Raw genomic sequence first — 15,435 nt, forward strand, 5'->3', positions numbered from 1 at the left:
AAAGGGCGATGCTGCGGCATCGCCCTTTTTGATTTCGGCAGGGAGCGCGCTCAGCCCTTGCTGAAACGCATGATGCCGTTTTCGCAGCTGACGTTGATCGTGTCCTTGGCACCGAAGCGGCCTTCCAGGATGGCCTTGGCCAGCGGATTCTCGATCTGCTGCTGGATGGCCCGCTTGAGCGGCCGGGCGCCGAAGACCGGGTCGAAACCGGCCTGCGCCAGTTCGGCCAGCGCGCTGTCGTCGACGACGATGCCCATCTCGAGCTGGGCCAAGCGTTTTTCCAGATAGCCAAGCTGGATTTTCGCGATGCCGGCGATGTGCTTTTCGTCGAGGGCATGGAAGACCACCACTTCGTCGATGCGGTTGATGAACTCCGGCCGGAAATAGGTCTTCACCTCGGCCATCACCGCCACCTTGATCACGCCGTAGTCGTCACCGGCCATCTGCTGGATCATCTGGCTGCCGAGATTGGAAGTCATGACGACAACCGTGTTCTTGAAATCCACGGTACGCCCCTGGCCGTCGGTCATCCGCCCGTCGTCGAGCACCTGCAGCAGCACGTTGAAGACGTCCGGGTGGGCCTTTTCGACCTCGTCGAGCAGGATCACGCTGTACGGCTTGCGGCGCACCGCCTCGGTCAGGTAGCCGCCCTCCTCGTAGCCGACGTAGCCCGGCGGCGCGCCGATCAGGCGGGCGACCGAGTGCTTCTCCATGAACTCGCTCATGTCGATGCGGATCAGGTGCTCCTCGGAGTCGAACATGAACTCCGCCAGCGCCTTGCACAACTCGGTCTTGCCGACGCCGGTCGGGCCGAGGAAGAGGAAAGAGCCGTAGGGGCGGTTGGGATCGGCCAAGCCGGCGCGCGAACGTCGGATGGCGTCGCCGACCAGGCGCACGGCTTCGTCCTGGCCAACGACGCGCTTGTGCAGCCGTTCTTCCATGTGCAACAGCTTGTCGCGCTCGCCCTGCATCATCTTGCTGACCGGGATGCCGGTGGCGCGGCTGACCACCTCAGCGATTTCTTCGGCACCGACCTGGGTGCGCAGCAGCTTGTTCTTCGGCGCCTCGCCGTCGCCCGCAGCTTCGGCCGTCTTCAACTGGGCCTCCAACTGCGGCAGCTTGCCGTATTGCAGCTCGGCGACCTTGTCGAGCTTCCCTTCACGCTGCAGGCGAGCAATGTCGGCCTTCAGGTGGTCGATCTCTTCCTTGATCTGCGCCGAACCGAGCACGGCAGACTTCTCGGCCTTCCAGATTTCCTCGAGGTCGGAATATTCCTTGGTCAGCTTCGCGATTTCATCTTCGATCAGGCCCAGGCGCTTGATCGAAGCCTCGTCCTTCTCCTTCTTGACCGCCTCGCGCTCGATCTTCAACTGGATGATGCGGCGGTCGAGCTTGTCCATGGATTCCGGCTTGGAGTCGATTTCCATCTTGATCCGCGCCGCCGCCTCGTCGATCAGGTCGATCGCCTTGTCGGGCAGGAAGCGGTCGGTGATGTAGCGGTGGCTCAATTCGGCGGCAGCGACGATGGCCGGGTCGGTGATGTCGACACCGTGGTGCAGTTCGTATTTCTCCTGCAAGCCACGCAGGATGGCAATGGTGCTTTCGACGCTCGGTTCCTCGACCAGCACCTTCTGGAAACGGCGCTCCAGCGCGGCATCCTTCTCGATGTACTTGCGGTATTCGTCCAGCGTCGTCGCGCCGATGCAGTGCAGCTCGCCGCGCGCCAGGGCAGGTTTGAGCATGTTGCCAGCGTCGATGGCACCTTCAGCCTTGCCGGCGCCGACCATAGTGTGAAGTTCGTCGATGAACAGGATGATCTGGCCTTCGTCCTGCGCCACTTCCTTCAACACCGCCTTCAACCGTTCCTCGAACTCGCCGCGGTACTTGGCGCCGGCGAGCAGGCCGGCCATGTCGAGGACCAGCACCTTCTTGCCCTTCAGGGTTTCCGGCACTTCCTCGTTGACGATGCGCTGGGCCAGGCCTTCGACGATGGCCGTCTTGCCGACGCCCGGCTCGCCGATCAGTACCGGGTTGTTCTTGGTGCGCCGCTGCAGGATCTGGATGGCGCGGCGGATTTCGTCGTCGCGGCCGATCACCGGGTCGAGCTTGCCCTGGGCGGCTCGTTCGGTCAGGTCGATGCAGTATTTCTTCAGGGCTTCGCGCTGGCCTTCGGCCTCTTGCGAATCGACGCCCTGCCCGCCGCGCACGGCCATGATCGCCGCCTCGACCGACTTGCGGCTCAGGCCATGCTGCTTGGAAAGGCGCCCGGTTTCGTTCTTGTCGTCGCACAGGGCGAGCAGGAACATTTCACTGGCGATGAACTGGTCGCCGCGCTTTTGCGCTTCCTTGTCGGTCAGATTGAGCAGATTGCCGAGATCACGGCCGACCGAGACGTCGCCGCCATGGCCTTCGACTTTGGGCAAGCGGGTCAGGGCCTGCTCGAGGTCACGCTTGAGTCCGGGCACATTGACGCCGGCCCGGGAAAGCAGCGAACTGGTGCCACCATCGTCCTGCTGCAACAGGGCAAGCAGCAAATGCTGCGGTTCGATAAACTGCTGGTCGCCGCCGATGGCCAGACTCTGGGCGTCGGCCAGAGCTTGCTGGAATTTGGTGGTGAATTTGTCCAGGCGCATGAAAGCTCCCCAAATAAGAAATTACTGATACCCGACAGATAGGGACCGTTTTGGAAATTTCAACCGCAAACGTGAGGAATTCACGTCCAGACTCGTCCGGCAGCGCCAAAAAACCCTACAGCTTGTGTAAAATTCATTAATAGTGTTTTTGGCAATTTCGCCAAAAAATGTAAGACGAAGGAGAAAACAAGATGCCGCATTCGGGAATGACTCTCAGGGGCAAATTGTTGGCCATGACTGTCGCCACGATCCTGGCTTTGGTCGCATTGTTTGCGGTGGTGCTGCTCAATTCCCGCAACGAATTGCTCAACGACCGGAAGGAAAAGGTCCGCAACCTGGTCGAAACCGCCCACACGCAAATCGCCTACTACGAACAACAGGTCAAGGCCGGCAAGCTGGAACTCGCCGCCGCCCAGCAGCTGGCCATGGATGCCCTGCGCAACGCCCGTTACGACGGCAAGGAATATTTCTGGATCAACGACTATCACCCGAAGATGGTGATGCACCCGATCAAGCCGGAACTGCAGGGCGAGGACCTGACCAACAACAAGGACGCCAGCGGCAAGCAGCATTTCGTCGAGTTCGTGAATGTGGTCAAGCGCGACGGGGCGGGTTTCGTCGATTACCTGTGGAGCAAGCCGGGGCTGGATGCCCCGCTGCCCAAGCTGTCCTACGTCAAGGGTTTTGAACCCTGGGGCTGGATCATCGGCACCGGCATCTACATCGACGACGTCGACGCCAAGTTCCGCGAGCAGGCTATCCGCCTGGCGCTGTGGGGCCTGGGTATCGGCGGCTTTATCGCCATTTCGCTGATGCTGCTGTCGCGCAACATCGTCCGAACCCTGGGCGGCGATCCCAGCGTCGCCTCGGCCATCACCAAGCGCATCGCCTCGGGTGACCTGGCGACGCCAGTCGAGCGCGCTGCCGGCAACGACGACAGCCTGCTCGCCAATATCGCGTCCATGCAGGAAACGCTGCGCAACATGATTTCGAACATTGTCAGCAACGCCTCGCAAGTTGCCGACGCGGCGGACCGCCTGCTCGTCGCCTCGGAAGAGGTCGCCCAGAGCGCCAGCCAGCAAAGCGACGCGGCTTCGTCGATGGCTGCCTCGGTCGAGCAAATGGCGGTCAGCATCGACCAGGTCAAGGAAAACGCTTCCGAAGCCCACGGCATTTCGCGCGAGGCGGGAGCGCTGTCCGAGGACGGTGCCGCGGTCATCCACAATGCGGCCCACGAGATGCGCAAGATTTCAGACGCCGTCCAGTCGTCGTCACAGATCGTCGAGGAACTGGGTCGCCAGTCCGACCACATCACCTCCATCGTCAATACCATCAAGGACATTGCCGACCAGACCAACCTGCTCGCCCTCAATGCCGCCATCGAGGCGGCCCGTGCCGGCGAACAGGGACGCGGCTTTGCCGTAGTCGCCGACGAGGTACGCAAGCTGGCCGAGCGGACCAGCCTGTCGACCACCGAAATCACCGACATGGTCGTCAAGATCCAGACCGGTACCCGCAACGCCGTCAGCAGCATGCAGGCCGGCGTCGAACAGGTGGGCAGCGGGGTCGAACTGGCCAATCGGGCCGGCGACTCGATCAATCAGATCCGCGACGGCGCCCTGCGCGTCACCGATGTGGTCAACGGCATTTCCGACTCCATCGCCGAGCAGAGCATCGCCAGCAACGACATCGCCCAGAAGCTGGAAACCATTGCCCAGATGTCCGAAGAGAGTGCGATCGCCGTCCGCCACACGGCCGACGCCGCCCGCCACCTGCAATCGCTGTCGGTGTCGCTGCACCAGACCGTCGAGCGCTTCAGGACCTGAGAACCGGCTGGAAACGACAAGGGGAGCCGCGGCTCCCCTTTTTCATTTCTGTTCTGTCAGCGTTTTGCTATTTCTGCCAGCGGGCTGCCGCGCTGTCGTCGGCGTCGCGGGCATCGACCCAGCGGCCGCCGTCGGGCGTCACTTCCTTTTTCCAGAACGGGGCGCGCGTCTTCAGGTAGTCCATGATGAATTCGCAGGCGGCAAACGCTTCGCCGCGATGGGCGCTGGTCACGCCGACCAGCACGATCTGGTCGCAGGGCTTGAGGGGCCCGACGCGATGTATGACCAAGGCGTCGTAGATATCCCAACGGCCCTTCGCCTCGGCGACGATCTCCTCAAGCGCCCTCTCGGTCATGCCGGGATAGTGCTCGAGCGTCATTTCCGAAATGGAAGCGCCATCGTTCAGGTCGCGGACCAGGCCGAGAAAGCTGGCCAGCGCGCCGACCCGGGCATCGCCGGCACGCAGCGCGGCCAGTTCGGCACCGATATCGAAATTCGCTTCCTGAACCCGGATCGTCATGGTCAAGCCTCTCTCAGGCCACTTCGCGCGCTTCGAGGAAGCGCAGGTTGGGATACTTTTCTTTGACCATGTTCAGGTACACATTGTTCGGCGCCAGGTAGACCGGATCGTCGGCCCCGTCGAGCGCAACGTTGGCGCTGTAGCGGTCGGACAACTGGCGCAGTTCGGCCGCATCGCCGGTGATCCAGCGCGCCGTCGAGCAGTTGTAGCTTTCGAAGATCACCTGCACGCCGTATTCGTGCTCCAGGCGGTGGGCAACGACATCGAACTGCAGCGCGCCGACCGCGCCGAGAATCATGTCGGAGCCGGAAATTGGGCGGAACAGTTGGGTCGCCCCCTCTTCGGCCAGCTGCTGCAAGCCCTTCTGCAGTTGCTTGATCTTCAGCGGATTGCCGATGCGCGCCAGACGGAACATTTCCGGCGCGAAGGACGGAATGCCGGTGAAGCGCAGGTCCTCGCCCTCGGTGAAGGTTTCGCCGAGGCGGATGGTGCCGTGGTTGGGGATGCCGATGATGTCGCCGGACCAGGCTTCGTCGGCCGTCGACCGGTCGCGCGCCATGAAGGTGATGGCGTTGTTGATCGACAGCGTCTTGCCAGTGGCCACCTGCTTGACCTTCATGCCGCGGTCGAAGCGGCCGGAACACACGCGCAGGAAGGCGATGCGGTCGCGGTGCTTGGGGTCCATGTTGGCCTGGATCTTGAACACGAAACCGGAGAACTTGCCCTCGTTCGGATCGACCTTGCGCGTCACGGCGGGGCGGGCGACGGGCGGCGGGGAGAGATCGACTACGGCGTCGAGCAGGCTCTGCACGCCGAAGTTGTTGACCGCCGAACCGAAGAAGACCGGCGACTGCTGGCCGGACAGGTAAGCCTCGGCGTCGAAGGCATGCGAGGCGCCGCGCACCAGTTCAATGTCGGTGCGCAATTCTTCGGCCTGGGTGCCGATCAGCTCGTCGAGGCGCGGGTTGTCGAGGCCCTGGATGATCTCGGCCGTGCCCTTCTCGGCCTGTGGATCGAAAAAGGCGATGGTGTCGTCGTAGAGGTGATAGACGCCGCGGAAACGCTTGCCCATGCCGATCGGCCAGGTCATCGGCGCGCACTGGATGCCGAGCACCGACTCGATTTCGTCGAGCAGGTCGATCGGTTCTTTGCCTTCACGGTCGAGCTTGTTGATGAAGGTCAGGATCGGCGTGTCGCGCATGCGACAGACGTTGAGCAGCTTGATGGTCTGCGCCTCGACGCCGTTGACCGAATCGATGACCATGGTCGCCGAATCGACGGCGGTCAGCGTGCGGTAGGTGTCTTCCGAGAAGTCCTCGTGGCCCGGGGTGTCGAGCAGGTTGATCATGCATTCGCGGTAGGGGAACTGCATGACCGACGAGGTCACCGAGATGCCGCGCTGCTTTTCCAGCTCCATCCAGTCCGAGGTCGCGTGGCGCGAGGCCTTGCGGGCGCGCACTTCGCCGGCGACCTGGATGGCGCCGCCGAACCACAGCAGCTTTTCGGTCAGCGTGGTTTTACCCGCGTCGGGGTGGGAAATGATGGCAAACGTACGGCGGCGGGAGATTTCTTGGTCGAGAGCGGACACGGCAGGCAGAAGGGATACGGGAAACCGCGCATTATACTCCGGCCGGCATCCCCTCTCAGACCGGCATCACGTCGCGATACAGGGCACGGCTAGCGTAGGCCAGCCACGGCAGCGTAACTGGCAGTAATGGCAGGAGCAGGACGCTGGCGATGGTGAGCCCAGCGAGCAGCAGCCCCCACAGCAGGGCCGGCACGAAGTTGCCGAGCACCATCTTGACGCTGCTCACCACCGCCTCGACCAGGCCGGCCCGGCGCTCACAGAGCAGGGGCACGGCAAATGAAGAAACCGTGTACAGCAGAAACGCGACGAAGGCACCGGACACGGCCGACCACAGCACGAAACGCGACACGCCATCGCCAGCCGGCATGGCGGCGGCGAGCCAGACCGGCGTATCGCCGACCATGTAGGCGTAAAGAATGGCCGCATCGGTGACGAAGATCATGAACAGCAGGCCGCAGACCAGGGCCAGGGCCCACAATGCCCGGCTGGCCCGGGCAAAGCCGGCAGCCACCGCCGCCATGCCGACCGCGCCGCCCGCCTCGTAGGCTGCGGCAATGCCGAAGAAACCGGCCAGGATGGCCGGCCCGACCAGCATGAAGGCGCCGGCGGCAGCCAACACGAAAGGCGCCCAGCCGCGGGCGAGCAGGCCGCCGATGATGGCGACGCCGCCGAGCACGAAAACCGCCGAGTAGGCTATGCTCACCCCGCGCGTGGCGTTGGCCAGCCGCCAGCCGTCGCCGAGGGCGCGTTGCATGCTGGCTAGGGACAGGGGACGAGCGTTCATCGGGACTCCGGGCAAGATGGGGCAATCCGGAATGGACGACCGCCGACAGGCCGAGCCTACCGGAGCCTAGACCGATGCCGCCCTAACGCAGATCAAATTTGTGTGGTGGTCTTGTCCGGGGGTCAGACGGCGACCAGCGTCTGCCGGCCGTACCACTCTTCGCCGGCCGGCACGACCACCGGCTGTTCGGCCACCGCCTCGACGCAGAGCATGTGCCGCCAGCCGTCGGCCGGCATGTCGGCCATGGTCGCGCATTTATCGACCCACGGGTTCCACACCACCACGTCGTGAAAACCCTGGCTCTGAGTGGCCAGGCTGAGATTACCGGCCTGCAGCAGTTGCGGCCGGCGCACCTGGCGATAGACGCGGTCCATTTCGGCTTCGACGGCAATATGCGTACCGGTATCGCGGATGACGACATCGCCGTTGGCGGCATCACGATAATCGTGGCCATACAGCCCTTCCAGCGTCACGTCCTCGACCTGGACGACGCGCAGATAGGTATGCAGGGCACCGGTGAAGGCGAATTCGGCGCCGCCGGTATTGGTCACGCTCAATTCGAGGTCGAGACGGTCGGCTTCCAGCATCACCGTCAGTTCGAGGTGGAAGCTGTGCGGCCATAGGGTGCGAGTGGCCTCGTCATCGGACAATTCCAACGTAGCCAGTGCGTAGTCATCGCCGCAGCGCTGCGCGCCAGCCTGCCAGGTGCGGGTGCGAACAAAACCATGCTTGGGCAGATCACCCAGCTCGGCGAACTGCGGCCAGCAGACCGGAATACCGCCGCGGATGGCGACGCTGCCGTCGAAAACGGCTTTGTCCGACAGGAAAAGCCGCTCGCGGCCGTCTGGCGTGATCCAGGACAGTACCTGCCCGCCCAGCTTGCTGACCACGGCGCTGGCCCCGCGCGGGCCATTCAGGCGCAACGCAGCAATACCGTGGAATTCGATTTCTTCAATGGAGGGTTTCATGGGCACTCGGAACGACGTAAAGATGGGGGCGGATATATAGCATCTCGACGCGATGGCCGAGCAGGGTAACGCTGCCAAAACAGCGATTATTTCCGGTATCGCTGTATTCGAAGGCAAAAACACGCTGCAGGCGGAGTACGCCATCGTCATCGCGAAGCAGCTTCAAGGATTGCCCGACAACGGTTTCGTCGAGAAACTGCAAGCCCTCTTCGCCACAGGCGTTACGCGCGGCCTGCACCCCGATTTCGCGTGCCTTGAGGCTATCCAGCCAGAACCACACGCCTCCTGACAGCGCGCCGAGAAGTAACAATTCATACCAATTCATCGCATCAGTATACGAAATGCGGAAATTCTCCACAGAAAATTAATCGGATTTACCCGATAATCCGCATGTCAATTTTTACCCATACACCATGGACTCCCCGCTGCAATTACTTCGCGAGTTGCTGCCGTTCGGCCCGAGCAGTGCCGAACAGAAAAGTGCTGCGGCAGTCCGGGGCCTGCTCGATACGGTAGCCGGCCTGACATCGCAGGAAACCGTGGCCAAGCTGGCCGCTCACGTCCTCCCCGCCATCGGACAGCAGCCCAATCTGCAGCTGCGCTTCAAACAGCTTGAGGATATCCGGCAGGAAGCCGAGCACGCCCTGCCGACGCTGGAGCAGGACATCACCCAGGCCGTCCTGCCCCTGCCCACCGCCGTGACGACGGCGGCATTGCATGCCGACAATCTGCTCAAGGGCATGTCCGTCGCCTATGCCGGCATCGCCCGCAGCCTCAACAAAGGGCAGATCGAGAGCGGCATGAGCCATGTCTACCATCGCTGCATCCAGCGCGCGATGGCCATGGTTGCCCGGCGCCAGCTGCTGGCCTACCGCGCCTACGCCGCCCCTTCGGCTACTTCGTGGCAGACGCTGCACGATCTCCATCGCCTGGTGCGCGGACCGCTGATCGCGCCCCTGAATGGCGAAACCGCGCCGATCGAGCATGAATATCTCGGCGCCCTGCTCTTCGCCTATCTTGAGCCGAGCAAGCTGCCGCGCACTGAACTCGAAGTAATCAATACCTGCTCGCGGCAACTGGCGGCCTATGCCTTCATCTGCGACTTCCCGGCCGATGTCGGCACCATCCGCCACCCTGATTCGTGCTTCCTCGTCCGGCCCGACGAAGGCACGGCGGGCTACCCGTTGTCGCGCCTGCCGTCGAACGTATCGACTTTCGGCAGCCTGCTCATCGATTGTTCGCAGGTCCTGGCAGCCCTCGACCGCAACATTACGCGACGTCCGGGCAAGCTGGTCGAGCCCGACCTGGACGCCCCCCCCGCCATACTGCAATCCCTGCGCGTGGCTATCGGCGGCAGGAGCGCCCGGCGCTTCAGCCGCACGCATTTCCGGCCGCGCGGCGACCTCGTTTCGGGCTTCGGCTCGGTAATCAGCTTTCTCGACGGCAATACCTTTTCGCGCCGCGCCGTGGATGCCGCCAACCGCTACGACAGCCGCGGCTTAAGTGCTAGCGAATGGGTTCTGATCGACGAAAGCCCGGATGGTTTTCGCCTGCGCTACATCAACGGGGAAAAGAAACAGCTGGGCGCCGGCGACATCGTGGCCTTGCAGCCGCGCGAGTCGAGCAAGATCCACGTCTGCCTCGTGCGCCGCATTTCAGCCAGCCAGGTCCGGCTCGAAATCGGCCTGCAGTTGATGTCGCCGCAAGTGAGCGTGGTCGACGTGGCGATCGGGGACTCTGTGGAAAGCCGGGCCATTTTCCTGCACAGCCTGCCAGCCTACGGTAAGCACGCCGGATTGATCACGCAGCCGGGGCATCACAGTTCGGGCCAGAAAGTCCGCATCAACCTGCCGGGACGTTCCCTGCACCGCAAGCTCGGCACCTGCATGGAAGCCAACGGCGGGCTGGAATTCTTCACCCTCGAACAGTTGCCCGACTAGTTGCCGACCGCGAGGCGAAGCGATGCGGTTGCCGCTTGCCTCGGGGGATGGCTACACTGCACAATCCGCGCCTTGCCCTGCCGTCCACGGGCATGAACCCTACCGATACAGGCCCCCTTTCCCGATGCTCAGCTACCGCCATGCCTTTCACGCCGGCAACCACGCCGATGTGCTGAAACACCTCATCCTGGTTCAGATCGCCGAATACATGGGCGAAAAGCCGGCACCGTTCTGGGTCATCGACACCCATGCCGGGGCCGGGCGCTATGCGCTGGAATCGCCGCACGCCACCAAACTCGGCGAATACAAGGATGGCATCGGCCGCCTATGGGACGCCAAGGGCCTGCCGCCGGCCGTCACCGACTATGTCGACCTCGTCCGCCAACTCAATCCTGACGACCAGCTCAAGCACTACCCTGGCTCGCCGTGGCTGGCCCGCCAGTTGCTGCGCGACAGCGACCGGCTGCGTGTCTTTGAAATGCACACGACCGACATCAAGCTGCTGCAGGAATGCTTCAAGGGCAGCGGCCGCGCGGTCACCGTCTCCGAAGGCGACGGCTTTGTCGGCCTGAAGGCCCTACTGCCGCCCCCACCGCGGCGCGCCCTGGTGCTGATCGACCCCTCCTACGAAACCAAGGGCGATTACGCCGCCGTGGTCAAAGGCTTGCAGGAAGCGCTCAAGCGCTTCCCGACCGGCACCTACGCGGTGTGGTATCCGATGCTCGCCAAGCTCGAATCGCGCCAGTTGCCGGGGCGCCTGAAAGCGCTCGGCGCCAAGAACTGGCTGCATGCGACCCTGGAGGTCAAAGCGCCGGCCAAGGACGGTTTCGGCATGAACGGCAGCGGCATGTTCATCATCAATCCGCCGTGGACGCTGGAAAAGAAGCTGCACGAAACCCTGCCCCGCCTGACCGAATTACTGGCCCAGGGCGAGGGGGCCAAATTCGTGCTGGAAAGCGAGTCGGTCTGAACGCTTCGGGCGCTACCTAGCTGAATTCGGTGTACTTGGCCCGCGAACCGTAGGCCTTGTCGACCGGGTATTTGCTTTCGTTCTTGCGCAGCTTGTCGTAGGCCGCCGCGGTGAGGTCGATGCCGGCCTTGTCGGCGACCAGCAGCAGGAGCAGCAGGATGTCGGCGCATTCGTCGCGCAGGGCTTCGGCTGCTTTAGGTTCGCCGGGCAGCGCATCGATTTCGGCATCGGTCTTCCATTGCGTCAGTTCGAGCAGTTCGGCCGCTTCCAGATTGAGCGAGACGATCAGATTGCGCAGGGAATGGAACTGGCGCCAGTCGCGCGCATCGCGAAAGGCCTGCACGGCGGCGGTGAGGGCCGAAATATCGCTCATTTCCCGGTTCCTTTATTCGAAGCGGCGATGATGCCAGCCGTCGGCGCCACCGACAACGCCGCTAGTGGTTTGCTTCGTAATTGGCGGAACAAATGAAAGTGCGGGATTTGTGTTCCTGGCTAGGCGCGAACCACAGCGATAGCTGACGCTATCGCGAGGATGAGCAACAACGCCAGGGGCACAAAGACAAGCTTTCATGTTTCGATAATTACGAAGCAGACCACTAAAATGTGGGCATTACCGATTCAAACCACCGCCATGAAACTCCCCTCCCTGAACGCGCAAATCGTCATCGGCTGCCTGCTCGGCCTGGCCGCCGGCGGCTGGCTGTCCACGCTGGGTTCGGCGCCGGTGGTCGGCGACGTGCTCTATGGCGCGAAGATGGTCGGCAACCTTTTCCTCGACCTGCTGCGCATGGTCCTGGTGCCGCTGGTTTTCGCCTCCATCGTGACCGGCGTGGCCAATTTGCGCGCCCACGACCAGATGCATCGGGTGTGGACGGCGACGCTGGGCTTCTTCATGCTGACCATGATCATCGCCATCGTCATCGGCTTCGGTACGGCCCACATCTTCCGCCCGGGTGAAGGCCTGCACCTGGAGATGTTCGCCGAGGCCACCCGCGGCTACCAGGCCCGGCAGATGACCTTGCCCGACTATATCGCCCAGTTCATGCGCGGCCTGTTCCAGAATCCGTTCAAGGCGCTGGCCCAGGGCGACATCCTGGCCATCGTGATCATCGCGCTGTTCCTCGGCATTGCGCTGGTCATCGGCGGCGAACGCTACCGCAATATCCGCAACCTGATGACCGAACTGCAGGAACTCTGCCTGATGGTCGTCGGCTGGATCATGCGCCTGGCACCGCTCGGCCTGGCCGCCCTGCTGCTGCAACTGGTCGCCACGCAGGACAGCGCCCTGCTCGCCAGCCTCGGCCACTTCATCGTCGTGATCATCGGCTCGACACTGTTCCATGGCGTGATCGTGCTGCCCTTCCTGCTCTGGCTGATCACCGGCGTTTCGCCGCTGCGCTTTTTCAGGGGCGCGCGCGAGGCGCTGCTCACCGCCTTCGTCACCAGCTCGAGCAACGCCACGCTGCCGGTCACGCTGCGCTGCACGGAACAGCATCTGCACGTCAAGAAGGACATCGTCAGTTTCGTCGTGCCGCTCGGGGCGACCGTGAACATGGACGGAACGGCGCTCTACGAGGCGGCCGCCGCGCTGTTCGTCGCCCGCCTGGCCGGTATCGAACTCGACATCGCCAGCCAGCTGATCGTCTTTTTCGTTGCCATGCTAGGCGCCATCGGGGCACCCGGCATACCCAGCGTCGGCATGCTGTCGATGGTGCTGGTACTCGAATCGGTTGGCCTGCCGACCGAAGCCATCGCCATCCTGCTCCCCATCGACCGCATACTCGACACCGTGCGTACGGCGGTCAACGTCGAAGGCGACATGGTCGGCAGCCTGGTGGTGCAAAAACTGGCCGGCGGCGCCCGGGAAGGCTGATCTTCAGCGCGCGGGGACTTCGATGCCCTTGCGATGCAGCCAAGCCCTGTCGAGTTCCCAACGCACCTGGCTAATCCCGGGCTGGGCAAGCACGATATTCCTGGCTTCGTCCTGGACTTGGCCGAGCAGACGCTCGACGGCAATGAAGGCCGGGTTATTCGCATCCTTGACGTTGATATCCGGATACAGCACACCCAGCATGCGGAAGGCGGGCACGTCGAAATTGCGCGGCGTGGCCATCACCGCCGTATCTCCTTCGACGCGCAATACGTGGAATTGGTAGGGATAGTCCCGTAATTTAGGACTGGCTTGAGCCTCAAGTGCCCCATTCAGTTCGCGGGTGCGCGGATCCGGGCGCTGAATGGCCCAGTCAAGCGCCGCCAACAGCACGACCACGATTACCACCCATTGCCACAGCTTGATGGCGCGGAAATTCATGCCAACTCCTTTTCGTTCAGTTTGCCCCGCAGTGCATCCCCGACGGACTCTCAGCGTAACATTAGCGCCTTGTCTTGGTCGATGGACGAGATGACCTGACCTCACAATACAGGAGACCACATGCCCCTCTTCAAACTCGGCGACAAGCAGCCGCAACTCGGCGCCAACGCCTGGGTTGCCCCCAATGCCACGGTGATCGGCGACATCCGCCTCGGCGCCAACAGCTCGATCTGGTGGAACGCCACCCTGCGCGGCGACAACGACCCGATCCACATCGGCGACAACACCAACATCCAGGATGGCTCGGTGCTGCATACCGACGAAGGCGTACCGATGCACATCGGCAACGACGTTACCGTCGGCCACCTGGTCATGCTGCACGGCTGCACGGTGGGCGACGGCAGCCTGATCGGCATCGGCTCGGTGATCCTCAACCGCGCGGTGATCGGCAAGGGCTGCATCGTCGGCGCCAATACGCTGATTCCGGAAGGCAAGGTCTTCCCGGACCGTTCGCTGATCGTCGGCTCGCCCGGCAAGGTGGTACGCGAACTGAGCGACGAGGATGTCGGCCGCCTGAAGCAATCGGCCCAGCATTACGTCGACAATGCCGCCCGCTACCGGGACGCGCTTGAGGCGCTCTAATGGCGCCGTGCGGCTTTCCGTCGCCCTGTCGCTGCTCGCCCTCGCCGCGCCGGGCTGGGCGGCCGACCTGTGCGCCGACCTGCCCAAGCCTTCGGTCACCATCAAGCGGCTGGAGGCACCGATCACGCTCAACACCACCTACGGCTACCGGTCGCTGACCAATCTGGGTTCCGCTCAGGCGCGGCCCGGCCAGCAGGTGCTCGGACTGACGCGGGGCAACGCCATGGCCCGTTTCGCGTCCAATACGCCAGTGGTGGTCGACGCCCGTGGACGCTGGGAATGCGCCAGTCCGCAGATCGTACTAACCTACGGCTTCAGCCCGCTGACCGTCTATGTCGCCCGCGAATTTCCGCCCGGCAGCTGTGCCCACAAGGAAATCCACGACCACGAAATGCGCCATGTACAAACCTACCAGGCTCATCTGGCCGATATCGAAAAAACCCTGACCGATGCCCTGAACGCCCGTTTCGCCACCGGAACCGTCTGGCGCGGCCCGGCCGGTCAGGCCGCCGACCGCCTGCAAAGCGAACTGAACGAGCGCTGGCTACCCTACGTACAACGCGAAATCGGGAAAGTCGATGCGGCGCAGGCCCGGATCGACACCGTCGAGGAATACACGCGGGTCACCAATGCCTGCGATGGCCAGATCGCCAAGCGGCTGCAGCAACGAAACTGAGGGCGAAAAAAAGCCACGCTCCATTCGAGCGTGGCTTTTGATCGTTTCGGAAATCGCCGGCTTTAAACGGTGCTCGCCAGATTGGACAGCAAGATGTTCTGGCTTACGGTTTCCATGATCTTCTGCAAACCGACCCGAGCCTTGGTATTGATCACCAGAGGGGCGCGCAAGCTGGGCATGATGGCTGCCTTGCCGCCCTCCTCCTTCTTGAACAGCACCTGCATGACCGTAACTTCGTCTGCCGCCGGCGATTGCAGGAGCGCCATCTCGACATCGTTCAGCTCCAACTCGTAGGTAAAGCCGAGGGCGGCCGGATCAACGATGAGCAAGGCCAGAGCCGAGTCATCCAGCGACTGCAAGGTATAGCTGTTCGGCTGTGCATTGCCTTCGTCATGCACCAGCATGAAGCGCTTGCTCTGTTCGAAACCGACCAACCCGTTGGGAAAGGTGATGACCTTTTCCGGATCGACTTCCACGGCACCGTACAAATAGGTTTCCACTTTCATGTCTTTCTCCTCCATTCGATTGGAATAGTGTTGGCCAGCATCCTACACGAACTGGCGGCGGTTGTATTTTC

General features: G+C 62.9%; 15 protein-coding genes. 6 read left to right on the plus strand and 9 right to left on the minus strand.

Annotation, left to right across the window (positions count from 1 at the left end; translation table 11 throughout):
• Window positions 1–50: 50 nt before the first annotated feature.
• A complete protein-coding gene (gene clpB, locus LZ012_RS13370) occupies window positions 51–2,633 on the minus strand; it encodes an ATP-dependent chaperone ClpB (RefSeq protein WP_275711307.1) in 2,583 nt (860 codons plus the stop codon).
• Window positions 2,634–2,866: 233 nt separating this feature from the next.
• Here clpB and LZ012_RS13375 point away from each other — a divergent pair, with 233 nt between their 5' ends.
• Window positions 2,867–4,459, plus strand: coding sequence for a methyl-accepting chemotaxis protein (locus LZ012_RS13375; RefSeq protein ID WP_275711308.1), 1,593 nt, complete (start codon window positions 2,867–2,869; stop codon window positions 4,457–4,459).
• A 67-nt stretch (window positions 4,460–4,526) separates the two neighbouring features.
• Here the strand turns inward: LZ012_RS13375 and moaE are convergent, their stop codons facing one another.
• From moaE to LZ012_RS13400, 5 genes are all read right to left on the minus strand, one after another.
• Window positions 4,527–4,979, minus strand: coding sequence for a molybdopterin synthase catalytic subunit MoaE (moaE, locus tag LZ012_RS13380; protein WP_275711309.1), 453 nt, complete (start codon window positions 4,977–4,979; stop codon window positions 4,527–4,529).
• 13 nt (window positions 4,980–4,992) lie between these two features.
• The gene (locus LZ012_RS13385) at window positions 4,993–6,567 is read right to left on the minus strand and encodes a peptide chain release factor 3 (RefSeq protein WP_275711310.1); all 1,575 of its coding nucleotides are present in this window, start codon (window positions 6,565–6,567) and stop codon (window positions 4,993–4,995) included.
• A 55-nt stretch (window positions 6,568–6,622) separates the two neighbouring features.
• The gene (locus tag LZ012_RS13390; protein ID WP_275711311.1) at window positions 6,623–7,351 is read right to left on the minus strand and encodes a DUF2189 domain-containing protein; all 729 of its coding nucleotides are present in this window, start codon (window positions 7,349–7,351) and stop codon (window positions 6,623–6,625) included.
• Between the two features lie 122 nt (window positions 7,352–7,473).
• Entirely contained in the window at window positions 7,474–8,319 is an 846-nt protein-coding gene (locus LZ012_RS13395; RefSeq protein ID WP_275711312.1) for a D-hexose-6-phosphate mutarotase, read from the minus strand.
• Window positions 8,303–8,644, minus strand: coding sequence for a DUF3301 domain-containing protein (locus LZ012_RS13400; RefSeq protein WP_275711314.1), 342 nt, complete (start codon window positions 8,642–8,644; stop codon window positions 8,303–8,305). Before LZ012_RS13400 ends, LZ012_RS13395 begins: the two co-directional genes overlap by 17 nt.
• 88 nt (window positions 8,645–8,732) lie before the next feature.
• Between LZ012_RS13400 and LZ012_RS13405 the strand changes: the two genes are divergently transcribed.
• Window positions 8,733–10,259 carry a hypothetical protein gene (locus LZ012_RS13405; RefSeq protein ID WP_275711315.1) on the plus strand — a complete coding sequence of 509 codons (1,527 nt, stop codon included), beginning with the start codon at window positions 8,733–8,735 and terminating at the stop codon, window positions 10,257–10,259.
• 124 nt (window positions 10,260–10,383) lie between these two features.
• Window positions 10,384–11,229: a 23S rRNA (adenine(2030)-N(6))-methyltransferase RlmJ gene (locus tag LZ012_RS13410; RefSeq protein ID WP_275711317.1), complete on the plus strand. Its 846-nt coding sequence runs from the start codon at window positions 10,384–10,386 to the stop codon at window positions 11,227–11,229.
• 16 nt (window positions 11,230–11,245) lie between these two features.
• On the opposite strand, the gene LZ012_RS13415 is transcribed toward LZ012_RS13410, so the two are convergent.
• Window positions 11,246–11,602: a nucleotide pyrophosphohydrolase gene (locus tag LZ012_RS13415; protein ID WP_275711319.1), complete on the minus strand. Its 357-nt coding sequence runs from the start codon at window positions 11,600–11,602 to the stop codon at window positions 11,246–11,248.
• Between the two features lie 258 nt (window positions 11,603–11,860).
• Between LZ012_RS13415 and LZ012_RS13420 the strand changes: the two genes are divergently transcribed.
• Window positions 11,861–13,102 (plus strand): dicarboxylate/amino acid:cation symporter, encoded by a 1,242-nt coding sequence (locus tag LZ012_RS13420; protein WP_275711320.1) that lies wholly within the window; start codon window positions 11,861–11,863, stop codon window positions 13,100–13,102.
• Window positions 13,103–13,105: 3 nt separating this feature from the next.
• Here the strand turns inward: LZ012_RS13420 and LZ012_RS13425 are convergent, their stop codons facing one another.
• Window positions 13,106–13,540, minus strand: coding sequence for a hypothetical protein (locus LZ012_RS13425; protein ID WP_275711321.1), 435 nt, complete (start codon window positions 13,538–13,540; stop codon window positions 13,106–13,108).
• Between the two features lie 120 nt (window positions 13,541–13,660).
• Between LZ012_RS13425 and LZ012_RS13430 the strand changes: the two genes are divergently transcribed.
• Window positions 13,661–14,182, plus strand: coding sequence for a gamma carbonic anhydrase family protein (locus tag LZ012_RS13430; protein ID WP_275711322.1), 522 nt, complete (start codon window positions 13,661–13,663; stop codon window positions 14,180–14,182).
• A complete protein-coding gene (locus LZ012_RS13435) occupies window positions 14,169–14,858 on the plus strand; it encodes a hypothetical protein (protein WP_275711323.1) in 690 nt (229 codons plus the stop codon). The genes LZ012_RS13430 and LZ012_RS13435 overlap by 14 nt, the downstream gene beginning before the upstream one ends.
• 62 nt (window positions 14,859–14,920) lie before the next feature.
• Here LZ012_RS13435 and fliW read toward each other — a convergent pair whose 3' ends face one another.
• Window positions 14,921–15,364 (minus strand): flagellar assembly protein FliW, encoded by a 444-nt coding sequence (gene fliW / locus LZ012_RS13440; protein ID WP_275711324.1) that lies wholly within the window; start codon window positions 15,362–15,364, stop codon window positions 14,921–14,923.
• Window positions 15,365–15,435: the final 71 nt, after the last annotated feature.

Origin of the sequence: Dechloromonas hankyongensis (assembly GCF_022012295.1) — a bacterium.
GTDB classification, from domain to species: Bacteria; Pseudomonadota; Gammaproteobacteria; order Burkholderiales; family Rhodocyclaceae; genus Azonexus; species Azonexus hankyongensis.